Here is a 16253-nt window from a genome sequence, read left to right as displayed (position 1 = left end):
GCTGGGCAGGTCCCTGGTCGGCGTCGGCCCACCACGACACGGCGCACGGTGGCGAACCGCCCACCCCGAGGCCCCGGATCGGCCGGCAGCTCCCGCCGGAGGCGCGCTCGACGGCGGTCCGTGGGCGGAGGCGTTCCGGCCGTGGGACCGGACCATCGGGGGCCGGGGCGTCCGGCCCGGGTGAACGGATGGGTGGCCCGGCACCCGGTCGGCGCCGGACCGGACGCGGCCGGGCCCTCGCCGACCGACACCGATGGCGGCGTCATCCTCCGGCGACGTCCGCGGGACACGGTTCGGCGGCTTCGGGGCCGATCTTCACACGGAGTCGATGACGGGCCCTCCCGGCTTCACCCGTTCGGCGCGGGTTCGTGGCCAATCTGAACGCCAAGGGTCTGCGGTTCGGCGCCTTGTCGATCATGGAAGCCGTGTTGGTGGTCGTCCTCGCGGTGTCGATCACCTCGATCGGCGGACTGGACGTGGGCACCGGGGCCGGGATCCTCGCCGGCGCGGCGACCGAATCCGCCGCGGTCGGCACCGCGCAGGAGGCCATCGCCCATCTGAGCGGAATCACCCCTGCCCGGTCCAAGGAGTTGCAGGCGCACGTTGGTGGGCGCGGTGACCGGCTGCCTGATCGGCGGGCTGCTGCTCGGCGCGCTGATCGAGGTCGGCATCAACGGCACGGTGAAATCGCTGTTCTTCATCATGTTCCTGTTCGCCCTGGGCTACAAAGTCGGCCCCCAGTTCTTCCGCGGGCTGAAGAAGGACGGCCTCCCGCAGGTCGTCAACGCCGTCACCGTCTGCGTCACCGGCCTCCTGGTGTGCTGGGGGTTCGCGGAACTCCTCGACTACGGCCCGGGGTTGAGTGCCGGCCTGCTGGGCGGCGCGCTGACCCAGTCCGCGGTGATCGGCGTCGCCCAGGACGCCATCTCCCAACTCCCCGGCAACGGCGGCGCCAAAGGCCAGGCCGAGGGCAACCTGGTCGCCGTCGGCTACGCCGTCACCTACCCGCTCGGCACCATCCTGTGCGCGGTCCTGCTCGCCAACATCTATCCCGCGCTGCTGCGCCGGAATCTCGCCGACGAGAGCGCGAAGCTCGCCCGCGAACGGCACGTTCCCAGCGACGATCCGGACCTCGGCGAGGGGTACTACGAGACGGTCCTGCGCGCGTCGGATTCCTCGTCGGCCACTTCGTCCAGAAAATCCGACTCCCCATCCTCCTGGGAGTGCTCGCCGGCGGACAGACCACCGCCGCGGCGATCGGCGCGCTCAACGAGAACGCCAAGAGCCAAGTCCCCACCCTGGGCTACACGGTGCCGTACGCCGTCGGGAACGTACTGCTGACCATTTGGGGCTCGGTCATCGTCCTGCTGACCCACTGACAAGCCGAAGGATTCCGACCATGCCGAAAGCCACCTACAGCCGCGAGAAGATGCGCGCGCTCTCCGAGCCGAGCCCGTTCGAATTCAAGAGCGAGTTCATTCGACTGGCCGAGCACCACGCCGCGTCCGCGCCCCCGGCCGACCGACAAAAGCACGTCGCCGCCCTCGCCATGCTCAACGCCGGCCGGGGAAATCCGAACTGGAACGCCGCAGAGCCGCGCGAAGCGTTCCTCGCGCTCGGCCACTTCGCCGTCGAGGAGAGCCGGCGGGTATGGAGCTCGGACGACCTGGCCGGAATGCCCGCCCCCGACGGCGGCGCCGCGCGCTTCGACGTGTTCCGCGCCGCTCACCCCGGCCTCCCCGGGGTCGAACTGCTGCACAAGTGCGTGCGATACGGCGTCGAAACGCTCGGCTTCGCACCCGACCCGTGGGTGCACGAACTCGTCGACGCCTGGATCGGCGACAACTACCCCGGCCCGGACCGCATCCTGGTCCACACCGAGCAGGCCGTCCGCGCCTATCTTCATCACGAGATCTTCGACGGCGCGGTCCCCCAGGGGGGTCGGATGAGCCTGTTCGCGACCGAGGGTGGCACCGCCGCCATGTGCTACATCTTCGACTCGTTGACGAAGAACGGCATCCTGCGCCGCGGCGACCGCATCGCCTTGATGGTGCCGGTCTTCACGCCGTACATCGAGATCCCGGAACTGGACACATACGGCTTCGACGTCGTCGATATCGAGGCCGACCTGTTCGCCGAGGCCGGGGTCCGCGAATGGCGCTATCCGGAAGCCGAGATCGCCAAGCTCGCCGACCCCTCGATCAAGATGGTGTGCCTGGTCAACCCCAGCAACCCGCCCTCGTTGGCGTTGTCGAGCCGTGTCACCGCGCAGATCAAGGACATCGTCGCGAACCGGAACCCCGACCTGGTCGTCGTCACCGACGACGTGTACGGGACGTTCGTCGACGACTTCCGGACCCTGGCCGCGGATCTCCCACGCAACACCCTGCTCGTGTACTCCTACTCCAAGCACTTCGGCGCCACCGGCTGGCGGCTCGGCGTCATCGGACTGCACGACGACAACGTCATCGACGCGCGAATCGCCGCCCTCCCCGATGCCGAGAAACAGCGCCTCCACCGACGATACGAGACACTTTCCCTCAATCCCGGCTCCATGCGGTTCATCGACCGGCTCGTCGCCGATTCCCGTCAGGTCGCGCTCAACCACACCGCCGGGCTCGGCTGCCCGCAGCAGGCCCAGATGGCACTGTTCTCCCTGTTCGGCCTGCTGGACGAAGGACAGGCCTACAAGGAGCTCCTCAAGCAGACCGTGCACCGGCGCCTCGGGCTGCTCCTCGAAGGCAGTGGCATGAAAGTGTCCGACGACCCCAAACGTGCCTGCTACTACGTCGAACTCGACCTGCTCGCCGAGGCCGGTCGCGTGTACGGTTCGGGCTTCGCGAAGTTCCTGGAGAACAACTACGAGCCGGTCGACCCGCTGTTCCGACTCGCCGAACAGACCTCGGTGGTTCTTCTCAACGGCGGCGGATTCGACGGCCCTCAGTGGTCGATCCGGGTATCTCTCGCCAACCTGAACGACCTCGATTACCTGCGCATCGGCCACGCGATCCGCGACATCTTCCGCCAGTACCACGACGAATGGGCGGACGCGGGCAGGCCCGGCGACAACGGTGACCGGTAGGGGCGGGCTCCGGAAGGTCGTGTGCGGTCAGGTCGTCGAGTGGGCGGACGCGGTGAGTCGTTCGGGGTCGAGGCCCGTCGCGGTCACCGTTCCGTGGGCGTCGATCAGCCCGAACGCCGGATAGCCCGTGATCGCGAAGGCGGTGCCCAGCGGTCCGTGGGGTGACGCCTCGACCACGACGCGGGCGACGTCGCGCAGGGCCGCCGCCTGTGCGCGGGTCGCCGCGTCGTCTCCGTGGAGCACGGCGAGCACGGCGAGCGCCCTGCGACCGCTCTCGCGTCGGGCCGCCTCGACGAACCGCGGCAACCGCTCGGTACACGCGGGACAGTTCGGCGAGAAGAACCCGAACAACGTTTCGCCCAAGCCCTCTCGCGTGATGCTCTCACCGGTCGTCGTCACGGCGGAGAAGTTCGGCGCGGTCGAGCCGACGGGCAACGCGAGAGCGGCGGGCCCGGGACGCGAATGATCGCGCTGTGCGCGGAGTTTGCGGATGATCCCGAACGTCAGCAGCAGATTCAGCAGGCACAACACGGTGAGTACCACGACGGTGGCGATCAGGAACGGCATGGCGTTACCTCCCGAGAGGGCCGGGCGCGGAGCCGAGATCGAACAGCTCGGCCAACTCGTCGGTGGAGATCACCACGAGTGCTCCGATCACCGCGCACGACACCGCCGCCAGGGCGCCGGCGAGGTGTGTCGGCGTCGCCGCTCCGGCCGCGCCGAGGGCCAGTCCGGTTGCGGCGACCGTGATCAGCACGGCGTTGCGTACCACGTGCCGGCGGCCGATCGGTGTCGCGGACGCGCCGAAGCACGCGCACGACGCGTTCGTTCCCCGGCGCAGCGCGCCGAGGATGGCGATCGTGAAGGCCGCCAACAGAGGCAGGGCGACGGCGAATCCCGCGAGCCCGCGCGGTGCCGCCGCGAGCGAGAGCGCCGCGGCGATCTCGCCCACGACCACGGCGATCGCGATCGAGCGCGCCCACCGGGCCGGCGCGCCCAGCTCCCTCGCGGCGGCGACGAACACACGAAATGCCTTGCGGCCGCGTAGTTTTCCGCCTGCGGAGGCCACCAGGACGAGGCCCAGGAGCACGCGGCACGCAAGTAACGCGTATCCCATCGATCGCCCTCGCTTCCCTCCACCGGACCGACCGATCGAGGCAATGTAACGCGTTGCCCGGCGTTCCCGACAGGGCCGGCGCACGCCCGGTCCGCGCCTGGCCGAACTGCCCGGCGATATATCAACTCGCTTGTGTGGCAGGTGTGTTCGCGGCATGGAGCATGCCACTCCACGGGCCGCCGGCCGGGCGGCGACGTTGCGGGCCCCCTGCCGGCCGGGCCCGCCGGGGCGCCCGCGAGCACATGTTCGACGGCCCTATTGCGGTCCGCCGACCGCACGCCCTAACGTCTCGTTTCGGTGAAGTCGCTTGCCGGCTTTCCCGATTCCACCCGTGCCGGAACATCCGCGATGAACCGTGTGATCGAAACCCCGGGTGATGAAACCGGCGTGATCGCTTTTCGGAACGACCGTTCGGGCACGTCCCCGATCACGATCGGCGTGGTCACGTCGATCGACTGGACGACGGACTTCGGAGGTTCACGATGAAGGGCACCATCGCAAGACTCGGCGACCGGCTCCTGGAACTCGCCCTCGGCCGGGAACACGCCGGCGCCTGCTACGACGACATGGGCCAGACGTGCGCGTGTGTCGACGGCTACGAGTATCGCTACGACTGCTGGGACCGCTGCCTCCCGACCCGCTTCCCCTGCTGAGGGCGGGCAACGGTGGGGATTCCCCGCTGATGTCGGCCTCGGCCGAGGTCGGCGAGGGTGACGCGTCCCCGGCGGCCCGGCTGCGGCCCCGGGCGGTGAAAGTCGCCCTGACCCTCCAGTTTCGGGCGGCGCCGGTCGGGGCGACGCTCCTGTTCGCCGCGACGGTGGCGGTCGGCATGCTGCCGGCCACCGCCGCGTGGCTCACCAAGCTCCTGTTCGACGAACTCACGCACGGCGATCGCATCGACAAAAGTCGTGTCGTCGCGCTCGCGGTCGCGCTGGCCGGAATCGGCGCGGTCACTGCCACGCTCGTGCAACTCACCGGCTATCTCAACGAGTTGGTGCGACGCAGACTGGTCGCGGCGGTCGAGCGCGACCTGTTCGCCAAGGTCGACGAATTCCGGGGCCTGCGCCGGTTCGAGGATCCCGCCTTCCACGATCGCCTGCGGCTCGCGCAGCAGGCGTCGGAGGACGCGCCCCACAACATCACCATGTTCACGCAGGAGGTGCTGCGCTCGATCGTGTCCCTGGGCGCGTTCGTCGGCGTGCTCTTCGCGGTGTGGCCCCCGATGGTCGGGCTGCTCCTGCTCTGCGGCGTCGCCGCGCTCCTGGCCCGACTGTCGATGGCACGGCGTCAGGTCACGGTCTGGGAGATGACGTCCGGGCGCCAACGCCGGCGGTTGTTCTACCGCTCGTTGCTGATCGACCCGCGCGCGGCCAAGGAGATCCGGCTGTTCGGGCTCGGCGGATTCCTGCACGCGCGGCTGGTGCGCGCGCTCGCCGACGCCACCGATGCCGAGCTCGCGGTCGCGCGCCGCACCGCACTCGTGCAATCGGGATTCGCCGCGCTGAACGCGCTCGTCGCGGGTCTCGGCCTGGTCGTCGTCGTGGTCGGCGCCGCCGACGGCCGATTCGGCGTCGGGGACGTGACGCTCTTCGTCGCCGCGTCGGCCGGCGTGCAGGGCGCGTTCACCGGGGTCGTCATGCAGGCCGGCCTGGCCGCATCGGGAGTCCGCCTCCTCGGCCACTACCTCGCGCTCATGGACACGCCCGACGACCTGCCCGGCGGCACCGATCCGGTACCCGCCCTGCACGACCGCATCGAGTTCCGCGACGTGTGGTTCCGCTACGACGCCGACGGGCCGTGGGTGCTGCGCGGCGTCGACCTCGTCGTCCCGGCCGGCCGCGCGATCGGCCTCGTCGGGCGCAACGGCGCCGGCAAGAGCACGCTGGTCAAACTGCTGTGCCGGTTCTACGACCCCGAACGCGGCACGATCCGATGGGACGGTGTCGACATCCGCACGATGAGCGTGGTCGAACTGCGCCGCCGCGTCGGCGCGACCTTCCAGGACTACATGGCGTACGACCTGACCGCGGCCGAGAACATCGGCGTCGGCGACATCGCGCACCGCGAGAACCGCGAACGGGTGCGCGAGAGCGCGAACCTGGCCGGGATCGACGCCGACCTCGCGCGTCTTCCCGAGGGATACGACACCCAGCTCAGCCGCGTCCACCGCGACCGGGACGACGCCGGGGGCGGCGTCACGCTCTCGGGCGGGCAGTGGCAGCGGGTCGCGCTGGCCCGCTCGCTGATGCGCCGAAACGCCGACCTGCTGATCCTGGACGAGCCGAGCGCGGGTCTGGACCCGGAGGCCGAACATCGGGTGCACCGCACGCTGCGCCGGCATCGTCGGGGCCGGACGAGCCTGCTCGTGTCGCACCGCCTCGGCGCCCTGCGCGACGCGGACACGATCGCGGTGCTCGACGACGGCCGTATCGTCGAACTGGGCTGCCACGAAGAGCTGATGGCGTTGCCCGATGGTCACTACGCCCGGCTGTTCGCGCTCCAGGCCGCCGGGTACGCGAACCCCACGGGGTCGACGGTCGTCGAGGAGACGCGGTGATCGAGAGGGGACGCGAGACGACGAGCCTGCGGGCGGTGCCGGGTGGCGTGGGGGTGTCGGTCGTTCTCGCGGCCGTGATCCTGCTACTCGCCGGAGTGCGGGCTGTGCGCTCGCGCCTCGCACTCGTCCGGGTAACCGGCACGAGCATGGCGCCGACCTTCGCCGACGGCGAACGACTCCTGGTCGACCGCGCCGGGGCGGTGCGTCGGGGGGACGTCGTCGTGTTCCGCAACCCCACGGCGGCCCTCGGCGCCGGTCGGGATCCGCGCTGGCTAGTCAAGCGGGTCGCGGCGCTGCCCGGCGATCCGGTGCCGGCCGAGGTGCGCGATGCCGTACGCGCCGCGAACGACGCCGTCGTGCCCGCGGGTTCGCTGGTGGTACGCGGGGATGCGCCGCGTTCCCACGACTCACGCCACTTCGGATACGTGCCGGCGTCCACCGTCCTGGGCGTGGTCGGGACCGGCACTCGAATCCGTCGCGCGCCGATCGAGCCGGCTTGCCCCCGCGACAACCGAAGGGGCGGGCCGGGGTCGTCACGAGCGGGGTGACACCGACTCCCGGTACGCCCGGGCCAGGGACCGGATCAGCGTCTCCAGGACCTCGTCGTTCGAGCCGAACGTGAGGCGGACGTGCGTGTCGGGGGCGTGCATATCGGCGCCGCGGATTGTCGGGATGCCGTTTCGGAGCAGCGTCTCGTCGATGTCGGCGGGCGTTTCCCCCAGGTGCGCGCAGTTCACGAGCATGAATGCGCCGGCCTGGGGCCGCGCCTGTTCGGTGAGGCCCGTTTCGGTGATGCCGTCGCAGATCAGGTCGCGCTTTGCCTGATATGTGGATCGTGGTCCGTCGAGCCAGTCGCGTGGGCCGTTCAAGGTGGCGGTCGCGGCGCGCTGGGGGACGATCCCGCAGCACACCGCCTCCCATTGGAAGCGGCGTTCGAGTGCGTCGACGATCGTCGGCGGTGCCAGCACGTAGCCGACGCGCCAGCTCGCGAGGGCGTAGTACTTGCTCAGGCTCGTGACGGTGACGATGTACGGCCAGCGGTCGGCGAAGGCCTCGATCGGCTGGAACCGGTGTCCGTCGTAGGTGAAGTGCTGCCACGACTCGTCGGAGACGACGAGCAGGCCGTGTCGTGCCGCGATGTCGACCACCGCCGCGAGCGTGGCGGCGTCGGGCAGATAGCCCGTCGGGTTGTTCGGGTTGCACAGGAGTATCGCCCGGCTGCGCGGTGTCACGGCGGCCTCCAGGGCGCTCGGGTCGAGCGCCCATCCGTCGCCTTCCCGTGCCGGAACGAATGCCGGTCTCGCGCCGGCCTCGCGGATGAGCCCGTCGAAGAAGAACGTCGGCGTCGGCACGATCACCTCGTCCCCCGGCGCGAGTACGGTGCGCAGCACGATCGACAGGCCCTGCATCGCGCCGTGGGTGATCAGCAGTCGGCGTTCGGGGTCGACGCGCAGCCCGAGGTCGCGGGCCAGTTCGGCGGCGATCGCCGCACGCAGGTCGGGTAGGCCACGGCTGTCGCGCGGGTCCGGTTCGTCCATCGCCCGTACCACCGCCTCGCGCACGTGCGCGGGCATGGGCAGGATCGGCGCGCCCACGAGCGCGAGGACCCGGACGCCGGCGTAGGCCGCCCGCGCCGCGCGGTCGCGGGTGCTCATCGCGCCCATCGGGTCCAGGCCGCGTTCGGCGGGGAGAGCCCAGGAATTCGCTGCGAATTGCTGCATTTCGGAACCTCGTTCGATCTTGAGATACCAGATTGGCGGCCTGATCGCCCCCGACGTGGCGAGCCCGCCGGGCGAACTGGCGTCCGTTTTCGAGCGGTTGCGGGTGCGGGACGTGCAGGGCACGCACGATGCGATGCGCGGGCGGTGCGAGCGCGTCCATCGCGACGTGCTCCGGGTCCTGGCGAGGAGCGCTTCGGTCGGCAAGGCCCCATCGAGATGCCGGACAGGCCGTAGGCCCTGCCCGGGCGCGCTGCGGGGAGGTACCCGGCGGCACGGCGCGGCCGTGATCCGCCGCGTCCGGTCCGGCCGGCCCTCGATGGGCCGCATCGGTCACTGCGCCGTCGGGAAGTGCAGGTCGGTGGGCGGGAGTTCGTCGTGGTTCGGCTCGGGCCAGCGGCTCGTGACGGCCTTGGCCCGGGTGTAGAACGAAACGCCCTCGGCGCCGTGCACGTGGTGGGCGCCGAACAGCGACTGCTTCCAGCCGCCGAACGAGTGGAACGCCATCGACACCGGGATCGGGACATTCACACCGATCATCCCGACCTGGGCCGAGCGCTGGTACAGGCGGGCCGCGTGGCCGCTCGCGGTGAAGATCGCCGTGCCGGCCGTCTCCCGGCCGCCGATGAGATGCCGGACGGTCCTGACTCGTCCTGTACTCACGGACTGCTCGCCTTCCTGTGGCCGTGCCGGATTCGGTCCGGCGGTGTATCGCGTGCTCGATGTGGCCGGGTGCGCCGTCGTGGTGCCGTCGGTCGGGCCGATCCGGGGTCAGCCGATCAAGTCGCCCCCGTTGATGTCGATCGCGGCCCCCGTGATGTAGGCGGCCCGGTCCGACGCGAGGAAGGCCACCAACTCGGCCACCTCCCACGGCTGTCCGATCCGGGGCACCGGGAACGACCCGACGATGTCGGCCAACGACTCCTCGGGCAGCAGGCCGCGTGCCATCGGTGTGTCGATCAGCCCCGGACAGACCGCGTTCACCGTCACGCCGGCCGGCCCGTACGCCTTGGCCAGGTGCCGGGTGAGCCCGAGGACGCCGTGTTTCGCGGTCGTGTAATGCGCTCCCCCGGCGGTGCTGATGGTCTTGCCCGCGGTGGAGGAGAAGTTGACGATCCGCCCCCACCGGGCGTCGCGCATCGCGGGCAACGCGCTTTGGCAGCACAGGAAGGTGCCGTGCACGTTGACGGCGAGGACACGATTCCACTCCGCCTCGGCGATGTCCTCGAACGCGGTCGGCGGTGCGGTGCCGGCCGCGTTCACCAGGATGTCGAGCCGGGAGAACTCCGCCGACAGCGCGGCGAACGCGGCACGGACCTGCTCGCCGTCGGTCACGCCCACCCCGACCGACCGCACCCGGGCGACCGGGGCGGCCGGCGTCGCCGCCCAACCCTCGCGGCCCGGGGCGACAAGGTCGAACACCGCCACCGTCGCCGCGCGCCGGGCCAGTGCGTGGGCGGTCGCCAACCCCATGCCGCTCGCGCCGCCGGTCACCACCGCGACCCGGCCCGCCAGTTCGCGGCCGTCGGCACTGGTGGGCGCGGCAAGCCCCTCGGCGGCGCTCACGCGTCCACCAACGCGCGTGCGCGGGCGAACGCGGCCGCCGCCCGCTCGAGTTGCTCGGGCGTGTGTGCCGCCGACACCTGCACCCGGATCCGTTCCTGCCCGGCCGGGACGACCGGATGGGACAGTGCGAACACCAGCACGCTGTCGCGGCGCAGCGCCGCGGCCACGTCACGCGCCCGCGAACCACCCGGCAGCATCACGGGGATGATCGGGTGCTCCCCCGGCAGCACGTCGTAGCCGAGATCGCCGAGCGCGCCGCGGAGCCGGATGGTATTGGCCGTCAGGCGCTCGCGCAGCTCCGGCCGTCCACGCGCGACGCGAATCGCCGTCAGCGCCGCGGCGGCCAGCGGAGGCGCCATCGCGTTGGTGAACACGTACGGCCGCGAGACCTGGCGCAGCGTCTCCACGACCGCCCGGGGACCGGCGACGAAGCCCCCGGCAGCCCCGCCGAGCGCCTTGCCCAGGGTCCCGGTCAGTACGTCGACACCGCCCGTGAGCCCGAAGTGCTCGGCCGTGCCCGCTCCGGTCCCGCCCAGTACGCCGGTGGCGTGCGAGTCGTCCACCAACAGGGCAGCGTCGTAGCGTTCGGCGAGTTCGCACAGGCGCGGCAGCGGGGTGATGTCGCCGTCCATGCTGAAGACGCCGTCGGTGACGATGAGGCGGTGGCGCGCGTCGGTGCACTCGGCGAGTCGGTGTTCGAGCTCGTCCATGTCGGCGTGCCCGAAGACGTACCGCTCCGCTCGCGTCAGGCGGATGCCGTCGATCAGGCTCGCGTGGTTGAGCGTGTCGCTGAGGACGACGTCCTGCGGGCCGAGCAGCGCGGCGAACACACCGAGGTTGGCGTCGAAGCACGAGGTGTACAGCACCGCGTCCTCCGCACCGACCAACTCGGCGATGGCGGTTTCCAGTTCCCCGTGGACCTCCCGGGTGCCGCAGAGCACGCGTCCGGCGGCGACCCCCAATCCGGTGGTGTGCAGCGCCCGTTGGGACGCTTCGACCACCTCGGGGTCGTGGGCGAGCCCGAGGTGGTCGTTGGAGGCGAAGTTCACGAGCGTTTCGCCGGCCACGCCGAGCGTCGCCTGCTGGGGGCCGGAAACCACCAGGTCGCGGCGCAGGCCGGGGCCGGCCGAGCGCTCGTCCAGCTCGGCCCGGAGCCGGTCGAGGAAGGTGACGTTCACGCGTCGCCCTCCGGGGTCGAAGCCGTGGGCACCGGGTCCGACTCGGGCGGCCAGGTGGAGCAGTCGAGGACCTCGAAGCCGCGGCCGGGGAAGACCACGTCCATGAAGAAGTCGTGGACGGCCTCGTCGCCGTCGGCGCAGCCGTCGCGCAACACGCCGACGTGGTAGCCGCGGTCGGCCGCGTCGTAGGCGGTGGCGGCGACCATGGCGCTGGTCGCCACGCCGGCGATCACGACCGTGTCGACGCGGCGGGCGCGCAGTACGAGATCGAGATCGGTGCCGGCGAAGGCGCTTGCCCGGCGCTTGAGCACCACGACGTCCTCGTCGGCGACGGGCAGGGCGAGTTCGGTGCCGGGCGCGCCCTGGTGGAAGGTGTCACCGGCCTCGTGGAACGACCGGTACAGCGCGTTGTCGGGCGGCAGGTCGGCGCCGTTGGCGCGGAACGCGAAGTGCACGAACACGGGGAGAATCCCGGCGGATCGGGCCCGCGGCAACAGCTCGGTAAGCTGTGGCAGTACGCGTGCGGCGAACGGATACCCGGCCGTGATGCCTTGTTGGAGGTCACCGATGAGCAGTGCGGTGGTCACGACAAACTCCTGTCGAGCCGCTCCATCCGGCGTCCCGCGGTGAGCAGGAACACCAGTCCGGCGGACATGATGATGGCGATGGTGAGAAGTGCGTAGGTGAAATTGCCCGTCCAGGACGAGATGTACCCGGTGATATGGCTCGCCACGTACGCGAGGCCGACCAGTGGGATGATCCGTATGCCGACCTTGCGCCAGGTGCGGGGCGCAACGGTTTCCGGGCCGGCTGCGACGAACGAGCTCATCGGCATTCCAATCGGTTCAGGGGGCGAAGATCTCCGTGCTGTCGGGAGCAGGTGCTGGTGGTATCGGGCCGGTTCAGGCCGCCGAGCCGCGCAATTCGGCGGTGGCGTCGGCGTCGATCTCCCCGTCTTCGGTGAGCACGACGCCGTAGTCGTCGCGGGCGCCTTCGGGGGTGACCTTGCCGTCGCGGACGTCTTCGAGGACCCGCTCCGGGACCCGTTCGAAGGGGCTGCCGTGTCCGCCGCCGCCTGCGGTGACGTGGCGGTGCCGGGCTCCGGCGGTCATGGTGAAGTACGGCTTGGATTCGAGGACTTGCTCGTCGGGTCCGCCGAGGTTGAGCACATTGAGCGAGGGCGACCCCGACGCGCCGTCGGCGAGGCCGTAGGGCAGGAACCTGCGTCGGTCCGATCGGATCTGCACGGTGGCCTCGGGCGCCAGGAGCGTCATGTCCCGGAAGGTGGCCAGGCCGCCGCGCCAGCGTCCGGCGCCGCCGCTGTCGGGGAGGTAGCCGTAGCCGTCGATGCGCAGGTGGCCGGAGCGTTCCAGTTCCTCGACGGGGGTGTTGGTCAGGTTGGCGCCGAGCGAGCTGATCCCGTCCACGCCGTCGCGATCGGGGCGCGCGCCCCAGGCTCCGGCCAGCGGGTCCCACAGGACCATGGATTCGCCGTCCGTGCCGACCACGCCGATCGCGATCCCGTCGGGTCCGCCCTCGCCGGCGGCGGGCACGCGACCTGGGAACACCGGGGCGAGCGCGCCGAGTACCGCGTCGATGATCCGAAAGCCCACGAGGCCGCGGGCGCCGCGGGCGGAGGGCCGCTGCCCGTCGAGGATCGACGCTTCGGGGATGACGAACGAGAACGGCCGGTAGAAGCCGCTGTTGGCGGGGATGTCGGCGGCGAGGACGCCTTGGAGCGCGGCGTAGGCGGCGGACCGGGTGAAGGATGCCGTCGCGTTGAGCGCGGAGTCGACCTGCGGCGAGGAGCCGGTGAAGTCGAGTTCGATCCCGGACTCGGACAGGGTGACCCTGACCCGGATGGGGATCGGCCCGGAGCCCAGGCCGTCGTCGTCGATGTGGTCGGTGAACTCGTAGGTCCCGGGCACCGCTTCCGCCAGCGCGGTGCGCAGCAGGGTCTCCGAGTAGTCGATCAACTCGTCGTTGAGCGCGGCGAGTCCGTCGGCGCCGTGTCGGGCGGCGAGTGCGCGCAGGCCTTCGGCCCCGGTGTGGCAGGCGGCCAGCTGGGATTCCAGGTCGCCGCGCAGCAGTTCGGGCTCGCGGACGTTGCGCAGGATCAGCTCCAGGAACGTCTCGTTGACCACGCCGGCATCGGTCAGGCGCGACGGCGGGATCTGCACACCCTCGGCGAAGATGCTTCGCGACTGCACGGCCATGGAGCCGGCCGCCCAGCCGCCGACGTCGGTGTGGTTGACGACGGTGACCGCGAAGCCGAGGAGGACGTCGTCGGTGAACACCGGCGCGATCGCGAAGATGTCGGGCAGGTGCATGCCGCCCCGAGAGGGGTCGTTGAGCAGGTAGACGTCACCCGGTCGGATCCGACCCGCGAACTCGGCCAGCACCTCCTCCATCGCGGCCGGGATCGAACCCAGGTGCACCGGTAGGGTGTTGGCCTGGGCGATGACCCTGCCGTGCGCGTCGCACAGGGCCGCGGAGAAGTCCATGCTGTTGGCGACGAGTTGCGAGTGCGCGGTGCGCAGGATCGTGATCGCCATCTCGTCGGCGAGGCCGGTCACCGCGTTGCGGAAGACCTCGAAGGTCACGGCGTCGCCGATCATGCGGCACTCCAGGTGATCACGATGTTGTCGAACCGGTCGCGGTGTACGCGCGCGCCGGGCGGGACGAGGGTGGTGGCGTCCATGTCCTCGATGACCATCGGTCCGTCGACGGGCTCGGTGCCGACGTCGGAGCGCGCCACGACGGGGGTGCACACGGTTTCGGTGAACCGGCACTCGCGGGTGGTGGGCGGGCGGCCTTCGGTGGTGGGGAAGCTCAGCACGTCCGCGATGGACACGGGGGCGGGGATGCGGCCGCGTACCCGCAGGTTGACCAGTTCCACCAGGTCGTCGGTGCCGGCTCGGCCGTAGGTGCGCTTGTGCTCGGCATGGAAGCGGGCCCGGACCTCGGCGAGCAGGTCGTCGGTGAGTTCGCCGTCGGGCACCCGAATCCGAAGTTCGAAGCGCTGTCCGCGGTAGCGCACATCGACAAGCCGGTCCACGACCGCGTCGGCGCCCAGTTCCGCGCGTACCGTGTCGGCGAGCCGGACGAACTCCGCCTCCAGCGCGCCTACTTCGACGAACTCTGCGCGATAGGGGGCGAGTTCCTGGCGTTCGGTGTCGGCGACGAGCAGGCCCAGGCTGCTGAACAGGCCCGGGTAGACCGGCACGATGACGGTGGAGATGCCGAGTTCGCGGGCCAGTGCGGCGGCGTAGAGCGGACCGGCGCCGCCGAACGCGACCATGGTGGCCTCGCGCGGGTCGCGGCCGCGTTCGCTGGTCACGGCCTTGACCGCGGTGGTCATGCTCGCGACCGCCACCTGGTACGCGCCGCGCGCGGTGCTCGGCACATCGCCGCCGAGCCGTTCGGACACCGACGACAGGGCCTTGACGGCGAGTTCGGGGTGGATCGGCACGCTGCCGCCGGCGAGAGCGTCCGGGCTGAGATACCCCAGCGTCACGTTGGCGTCGGTCAGGGTCGGCAGTTCGCCGCCCTGCCCGTAGCAGGCGGGGCCGGGGCGGGATCCGGCGCTGGCGGGACCGACGTGCAGCGCGCCCGCCGTGTCGACGGAGATGATGCTGCCGCCGCCCGAGCCGACCTCGGCGATGTCGATCGATGGCGCCCGGACCGGATATCCGGCGCCCGAACCCAGGCCGCGGGCCACGTTCATACCGCCGCCGACCTCGTAGTCGGCCGACACGAACGGCTCACCGTGCTCGATCAGGGAGGCCTTCGCGGTGGTCCCGCCCATGTCGAACGCCACCACGTTGGACAGGCCGATCAGTTGCGCGAGCTTTTGCACGGCGGTGACACCGGCGGCCGGGCCGGACTCGATGATCTGCACCGGCCGTTCCACTACGGAGGCCGCGTCGAGCAACCCCCCGCTCGACTGCATGACCAGGAGCGGGGCGCGCACGCCCTCGGCCCGCAGATCCGCTTCGAGGCGGGTGAGGTATCCGTGCACGGTGGGGCCGACGTAGGCGTTGACCGTCGCGGTGCTGGTGCGCTCGTACTCGTGCGGCAGGGGCGAGACGTCGACGGACGCCGTCACGTACACCCCGGGCAGCTCGGCGCGCAGCAGTTCGGCGACGCGCCGCTCCTCGTCGGGGCGGACGTAGGAGTTGATCAGGCACACGGCCACCGCGCGGATGTCGTCCGCGCGCAGCTTCGCGGCCAGTGCACGGATCTCGTCGTCGTCGGCCGGCGGGTCGAGCCGTCCGTCGGCCGTGATCCGCTGGTCGAGCTCATGGCGGTGCCGACGCCGGGCCAGGGGCTCGGGCTTGGACCACGACAGGTCGTACAGGACCGGCCGGCGCAGCCGCCCGAGTTCCAACACGTCGCGGAACCCGCGCGTGGTGACCACCGCGGTGCGCACACCGCTCATCGAGAGAATGGCGTTGGTGGCCACGGTCGTGCCGTGCAGCATCGCCGCGACGGCCTCCGGCTCCGCGTCGACCGAGGACAACAGGTCGGTGGTCGCCGTCACCACGCCCGCGCCGTAGTCGGGCGGGGTGGACAACACCTTCATCGGGACGACTTCGCCGGCCGGGCCCAGAGCGATGACGTCGGTGAACGTACCGCCGATGTCGGCGCCGACGCGCCAGCCGACCGGTCGAGGATCGTGACGGGGGGCCACTGGGATCTCCTTCGGTGAACCGGGGAACTGAGATCACAGTAATTGGCAGTTGAGATATCAACAAGAGATTGTGGAGTTTTCCGCCGAGGCCGATGGTGTGGGAGGAAGACGCACCGCCCGGTGGTGGTGATGGTGACCGGGGATGTCGTGCGGTCGAAGGCGAGGCCGGCGATCCGTCGCACGCATGACTCGCCTGGCGCCCGCCATCCGTCCCACAACTACCGGTTCCTGCGCCCGTCTTCGGCATGGACCGGGCCGTCGACGGCGTGGCGGCACGAGCGGTCCTCGATGATTCCGGATTCCTGAGCGCCGCCCGGTGTGCTGCCGTACGGTTCTCGTGTC

15 protein-coding genes and 3 pseudogenes are annotated in these 16253 nt (G+C 71.0%); 8 read left to right on the top strand and 10 right to left on the bottom strand.

Going from position 1 to position 16253, the window contains the following annotated elements; translation table 11 throughout:
- Positions 1-368: 368 nt before the first annotated feature.
- From ACMXN5_RS46665 to ACMXN5_RS46650, 4 genes and pseudogenes are all read left to right on the top strand, one after another.
- Positions 369-548 (top strand): annotated as a pseudogene (locus ACMXN5_RS46665) (aspartate-alanine antiporter); the annotation flags it as partial.
- A gap of 46 nt (positions 549-594) precedes the next feature.
- Positions 595-1167 (top strand): annotated as a pseudogene (locus tag ACMXN5_RS46660) (aspartate-alanine antiporter); the annotation flags it as partial.
- A gap of 56 nt (positions 1168-1223) precedes the next feature.
- On the top strand, positions 1224-1379 hold the full coding sequence (locus ACMXN5_RS46655) for a hypothetical protein (protein WP_439681427.1): 156 nt from the start codon (positions 1224-1226) through the stop codon (positions 1377-1379).
- A gap of 20 nt (positions 1380-1399) precedes the next feature.
- Complete coding sequence (locus ACMXN5_RS46650) at positions 1400-3082, top strand: bifunctional aspartate transaminase/aspartate 4-decarboxylase (RefSeq protein ID WP_439680960.1); 1683 nt, start codon at positions 1400-1402, stop codon at positions 3080-3082.
- Positions 3083-3109: 27 nt separating this feature from the next.
- On the opposite strand, the gene ACMXN5_RS46645 is transcribed toward ACMXN5_RS46650, so the two are convergent.
- Positions 3110-3649: a TlpA family protein disulfide reductase gene (locus ACMXN5_RS46645; RefSeq protein ID WP_439680959.1), complete on the bottom strand. Its 540-nt coding sequence runs from the start codon at positions 3647-3649 to the stop codon at positions 3110-3112.
- A gap of 4 nt (positions 3650-3653) precedes the next feature.
- Positions 3654-4199, bottom strand: coding sequence for a MauE/DoxX family redox-associated membrane protein (locus tag ACMXN5_RS46640; RefSeq protein WP_439680958.1), 546 nt, complete (start codon positions 4197-4199; stop codon positions 3654-3656).
- 297 nt (positions 4200-4496) lie between these two features.
- On the opposite strand from ACMXN5_RS46640, the gene ACMXN5_RS46635 reads away from it, so the two are divergent.
- Genes ACMXN5_RS46635 through lepB form a run of 4 tightly spaced genes read left to right on the top strand, consistent with a single transcriptional unit; the run spans position 4497 to position 7304 of the window.
- On the top strand, positions 4497-4685 hold the full coding sequence (locus tag ACMXN5_RS46635) for a hypothetical protein (RefSeq protein WP_439680957.1): 189 nt from the start codon (positions 4497-4499) through the stop codon (positions 4683-4685).
- On the top strand, positions 4682-4852 hold the full coding sequence (locus ACMXN5_RS46630) for a hypothetical protein (protein WP_439680956.1): 171 nt from the start codon (positions 4682-4684) through the stop codon (positions 4850-4852). Before ACMXN5_RS46635 ends, ACMXN5_RS46630 begins: the two co-directional genes overlap by 4 nt.
- 29 nt (positions 4853-4881) lie before the next feature.
- The gene (locus ACMXN5_RS46625) at positions 4882-6756 is read left to right on the top strand and encodes an ABC transporter ATP-binding protein (protein ID WP_439680955.1); all 1875 of its coding nucleotides are present in this window, start codon (positions 4882-4884) and stop codon (positions 6754-6756) included.
- Positions 6753-7304, top strand: coding sequence for a signal peptidase I (gene lepB / locus ACMXN5_RS46620; protein ID WP_439680954.1), 552 nt, complete (start codon positions 6753-6755; stop codon positions 7302-7304). Before ACMXN5_RS46625 ends, lepB begins: the two co-directional genes overlap by 4 nt.
- Here lepB and ACMXN5_RS46615 read toward each other — a convergent pair.
- From ACMXN5_RS46615 to ACMXN5_RS46580, 8 genes and pseudogenes are all read right to left on the bottom strand, one after another.
- Complete coding sequence (locus ACMXN5_RS46615; RefSeq protein WP_439680953.1) at positions 7290-8477, bottom strand: pyridoxal phosphate-dependent aminotransferase; 1188 nt, start codon at positions 8475-8477, stop codon at positions 7290-7292. The genes lepB and ACMXN5_RS46615 overlap by 15 nt on opposite strands.
- Positions 8478-8807: 330 nt before the next feature.
- Positions 8808-9080: pseudogene (locus ACMXN5_RS46610) on the bottom strand (aldehyde dehydrogenase family protein); the annotation flags it as partial.
- A 165-nt stretch (positions 9081-9245) separates the two neighbouring features.
- Positions 9246-10040, bottom strand: a complete 795-nt coding sequence (locus tag ACMXN5_RS46605; protein ID WP_439680952.1) for an SDR family NAD(P)-dependent oxidoreductase — start codon at positions 10038-10040, stop codon at positions 9246-9248.
- Positions 10037-11218 (bottom strand): glycine C-acetyltransferase, encoded by a 1182-nt coding sequence (locus tag ACMXN5_RS46600; RefSeq protein ID WP_439680951.1) that lies wholly within the window; start codon positions 11216-11218, stop codon positions 10037-10039. The genes ACMXN5_RS46605 and ACMXN5_RS46600 overlap by 4 nt, the downstream gene beginning before the upstream one ends.
- Positions 11215-11805, bottom strand: a complete 591-nt coding sequence (locus ACMXN5_RS46595) for a cysteine hydrolase family protein (protein ID WP_439680950.1) — start codon at positions 11803-11805, stop codon at positions 11215-11217. Before ACMXN5_RS46595 ends, ACMXN5_RS46600 begins: the two co-directional genes overlap by 4 nt.
- Complete coding sequence (locus tag ACMXN5_RS46590) at positions 11802-12047, bottom strand: hypothetical protein (RefSeq protein WP_439680949.1); 246 nt, start codon at positions 12045-12047, stop codon at positions 11802-11804. The genes ACMXN5_RS46595 and ACMXN5_RS46590 overlap by 4 nt, the downstream gene beginning before the upstream one ends.
- Before the next feature lie 73 nt (positions 12048-12120).
- Entirely contained in the window at positions 12121-13836 is a 1716-nt protein-coding gene (locus ACMXN5_RS46585) for a hydantoinase B/oxoprolinase family protein (RefSeq protein ID WP_439680948.1), read from the bottom strand.
- Entirely contained in the window at positions 13833-15911 is a 2079-nt protein-coding gene (locus tag ACMXN5_RS46580; RefSeq protein WP_439680947.1) for a hydantoinase/oxoprolinase family protein, read from the bottom strand. The genes ACMXN5_RS46585 and ACMXN5_RS46580 overlap by 4 nt, the downstream gene beginning before the upstream one ends.
- Positions 15912-16253 lie beyond the last annotated feature (342 nt).

The organism is Embleya australiensis (genome assembly GCF_051903075.1).
In the GTDB taxonomy this organism is placed as follows: Bacteria; Actinomycetota; Actinomycetes; order Streptomycetales; family Streptomycetaceae; genus Embleya.
This window is presented reverse-complemented; position numbering and strand designations above follow the sequence as displayed.

Excerpts from the sequence above, each read along its gene's own strand:
- ACMXN5_RS46650 (WP_439680960.1), top strand. The coding sequence starts at position 1,400 with ATGCCGAAAGCCACCTACAGCCGCGAGAAGATGCGCGCGCTCTCCGAG.
- ACMXN5_RS46645 (WP_439680959.1), bottom strand. The coding sequence starts at position 3,649 with ATGCCGTTCCTGATCGCCACCGTCGTGGTACTCACCGTGTTGTGCCTG.
- ACMXN5_RS46640 (WP_439680958.1), bottom strand. The coding sequence starts at position 4,199 with ATGGGATACGCGTTACTTGCGTGCCGCGTGCTCCTGGGCCTCGTCCTG.
- ACMXN5_RS46630 (WP_439680956.1), top strand. The coding sequence starts at position 4,682 with ATGAAGGGCACCATCGCAAGACTCGGCGACCGGCTCCTGGAACTCGCC.
- ACMXN5_RS46625 (WP_439680955.1), top strand. The coding sequence starts at position 4,882 with ATGTCGGCCTCGGCCGAGGTCGGCGAGGGTGACGCGTCCCCGGCGGCC.
- ACMXN5_RS46615 (WP_439680953.1), bottom strand. The coding sequence starts at position 8,477 with ATGCAGCAATTCGCAGCGAATTCCTGGGCTCTCCCCGCCGAACGCGGC.
- ACMXN5_RS46590 (WP_439680949.1), bottom strand. The coding sequence starts at position 12,047 with ATGAGCTCGTTCGTCGCAGCCGGCCCGGAAACCGTTGCGCCCCGCACC.
- ACMXN5_RS46585 (WP_439680948.1), bottom strand. The coding sequence starts at position 13,836 with ATGATCGGCGACGCCGTGACCTTCGAGGTCTTCCGCAACGCGGTGACC.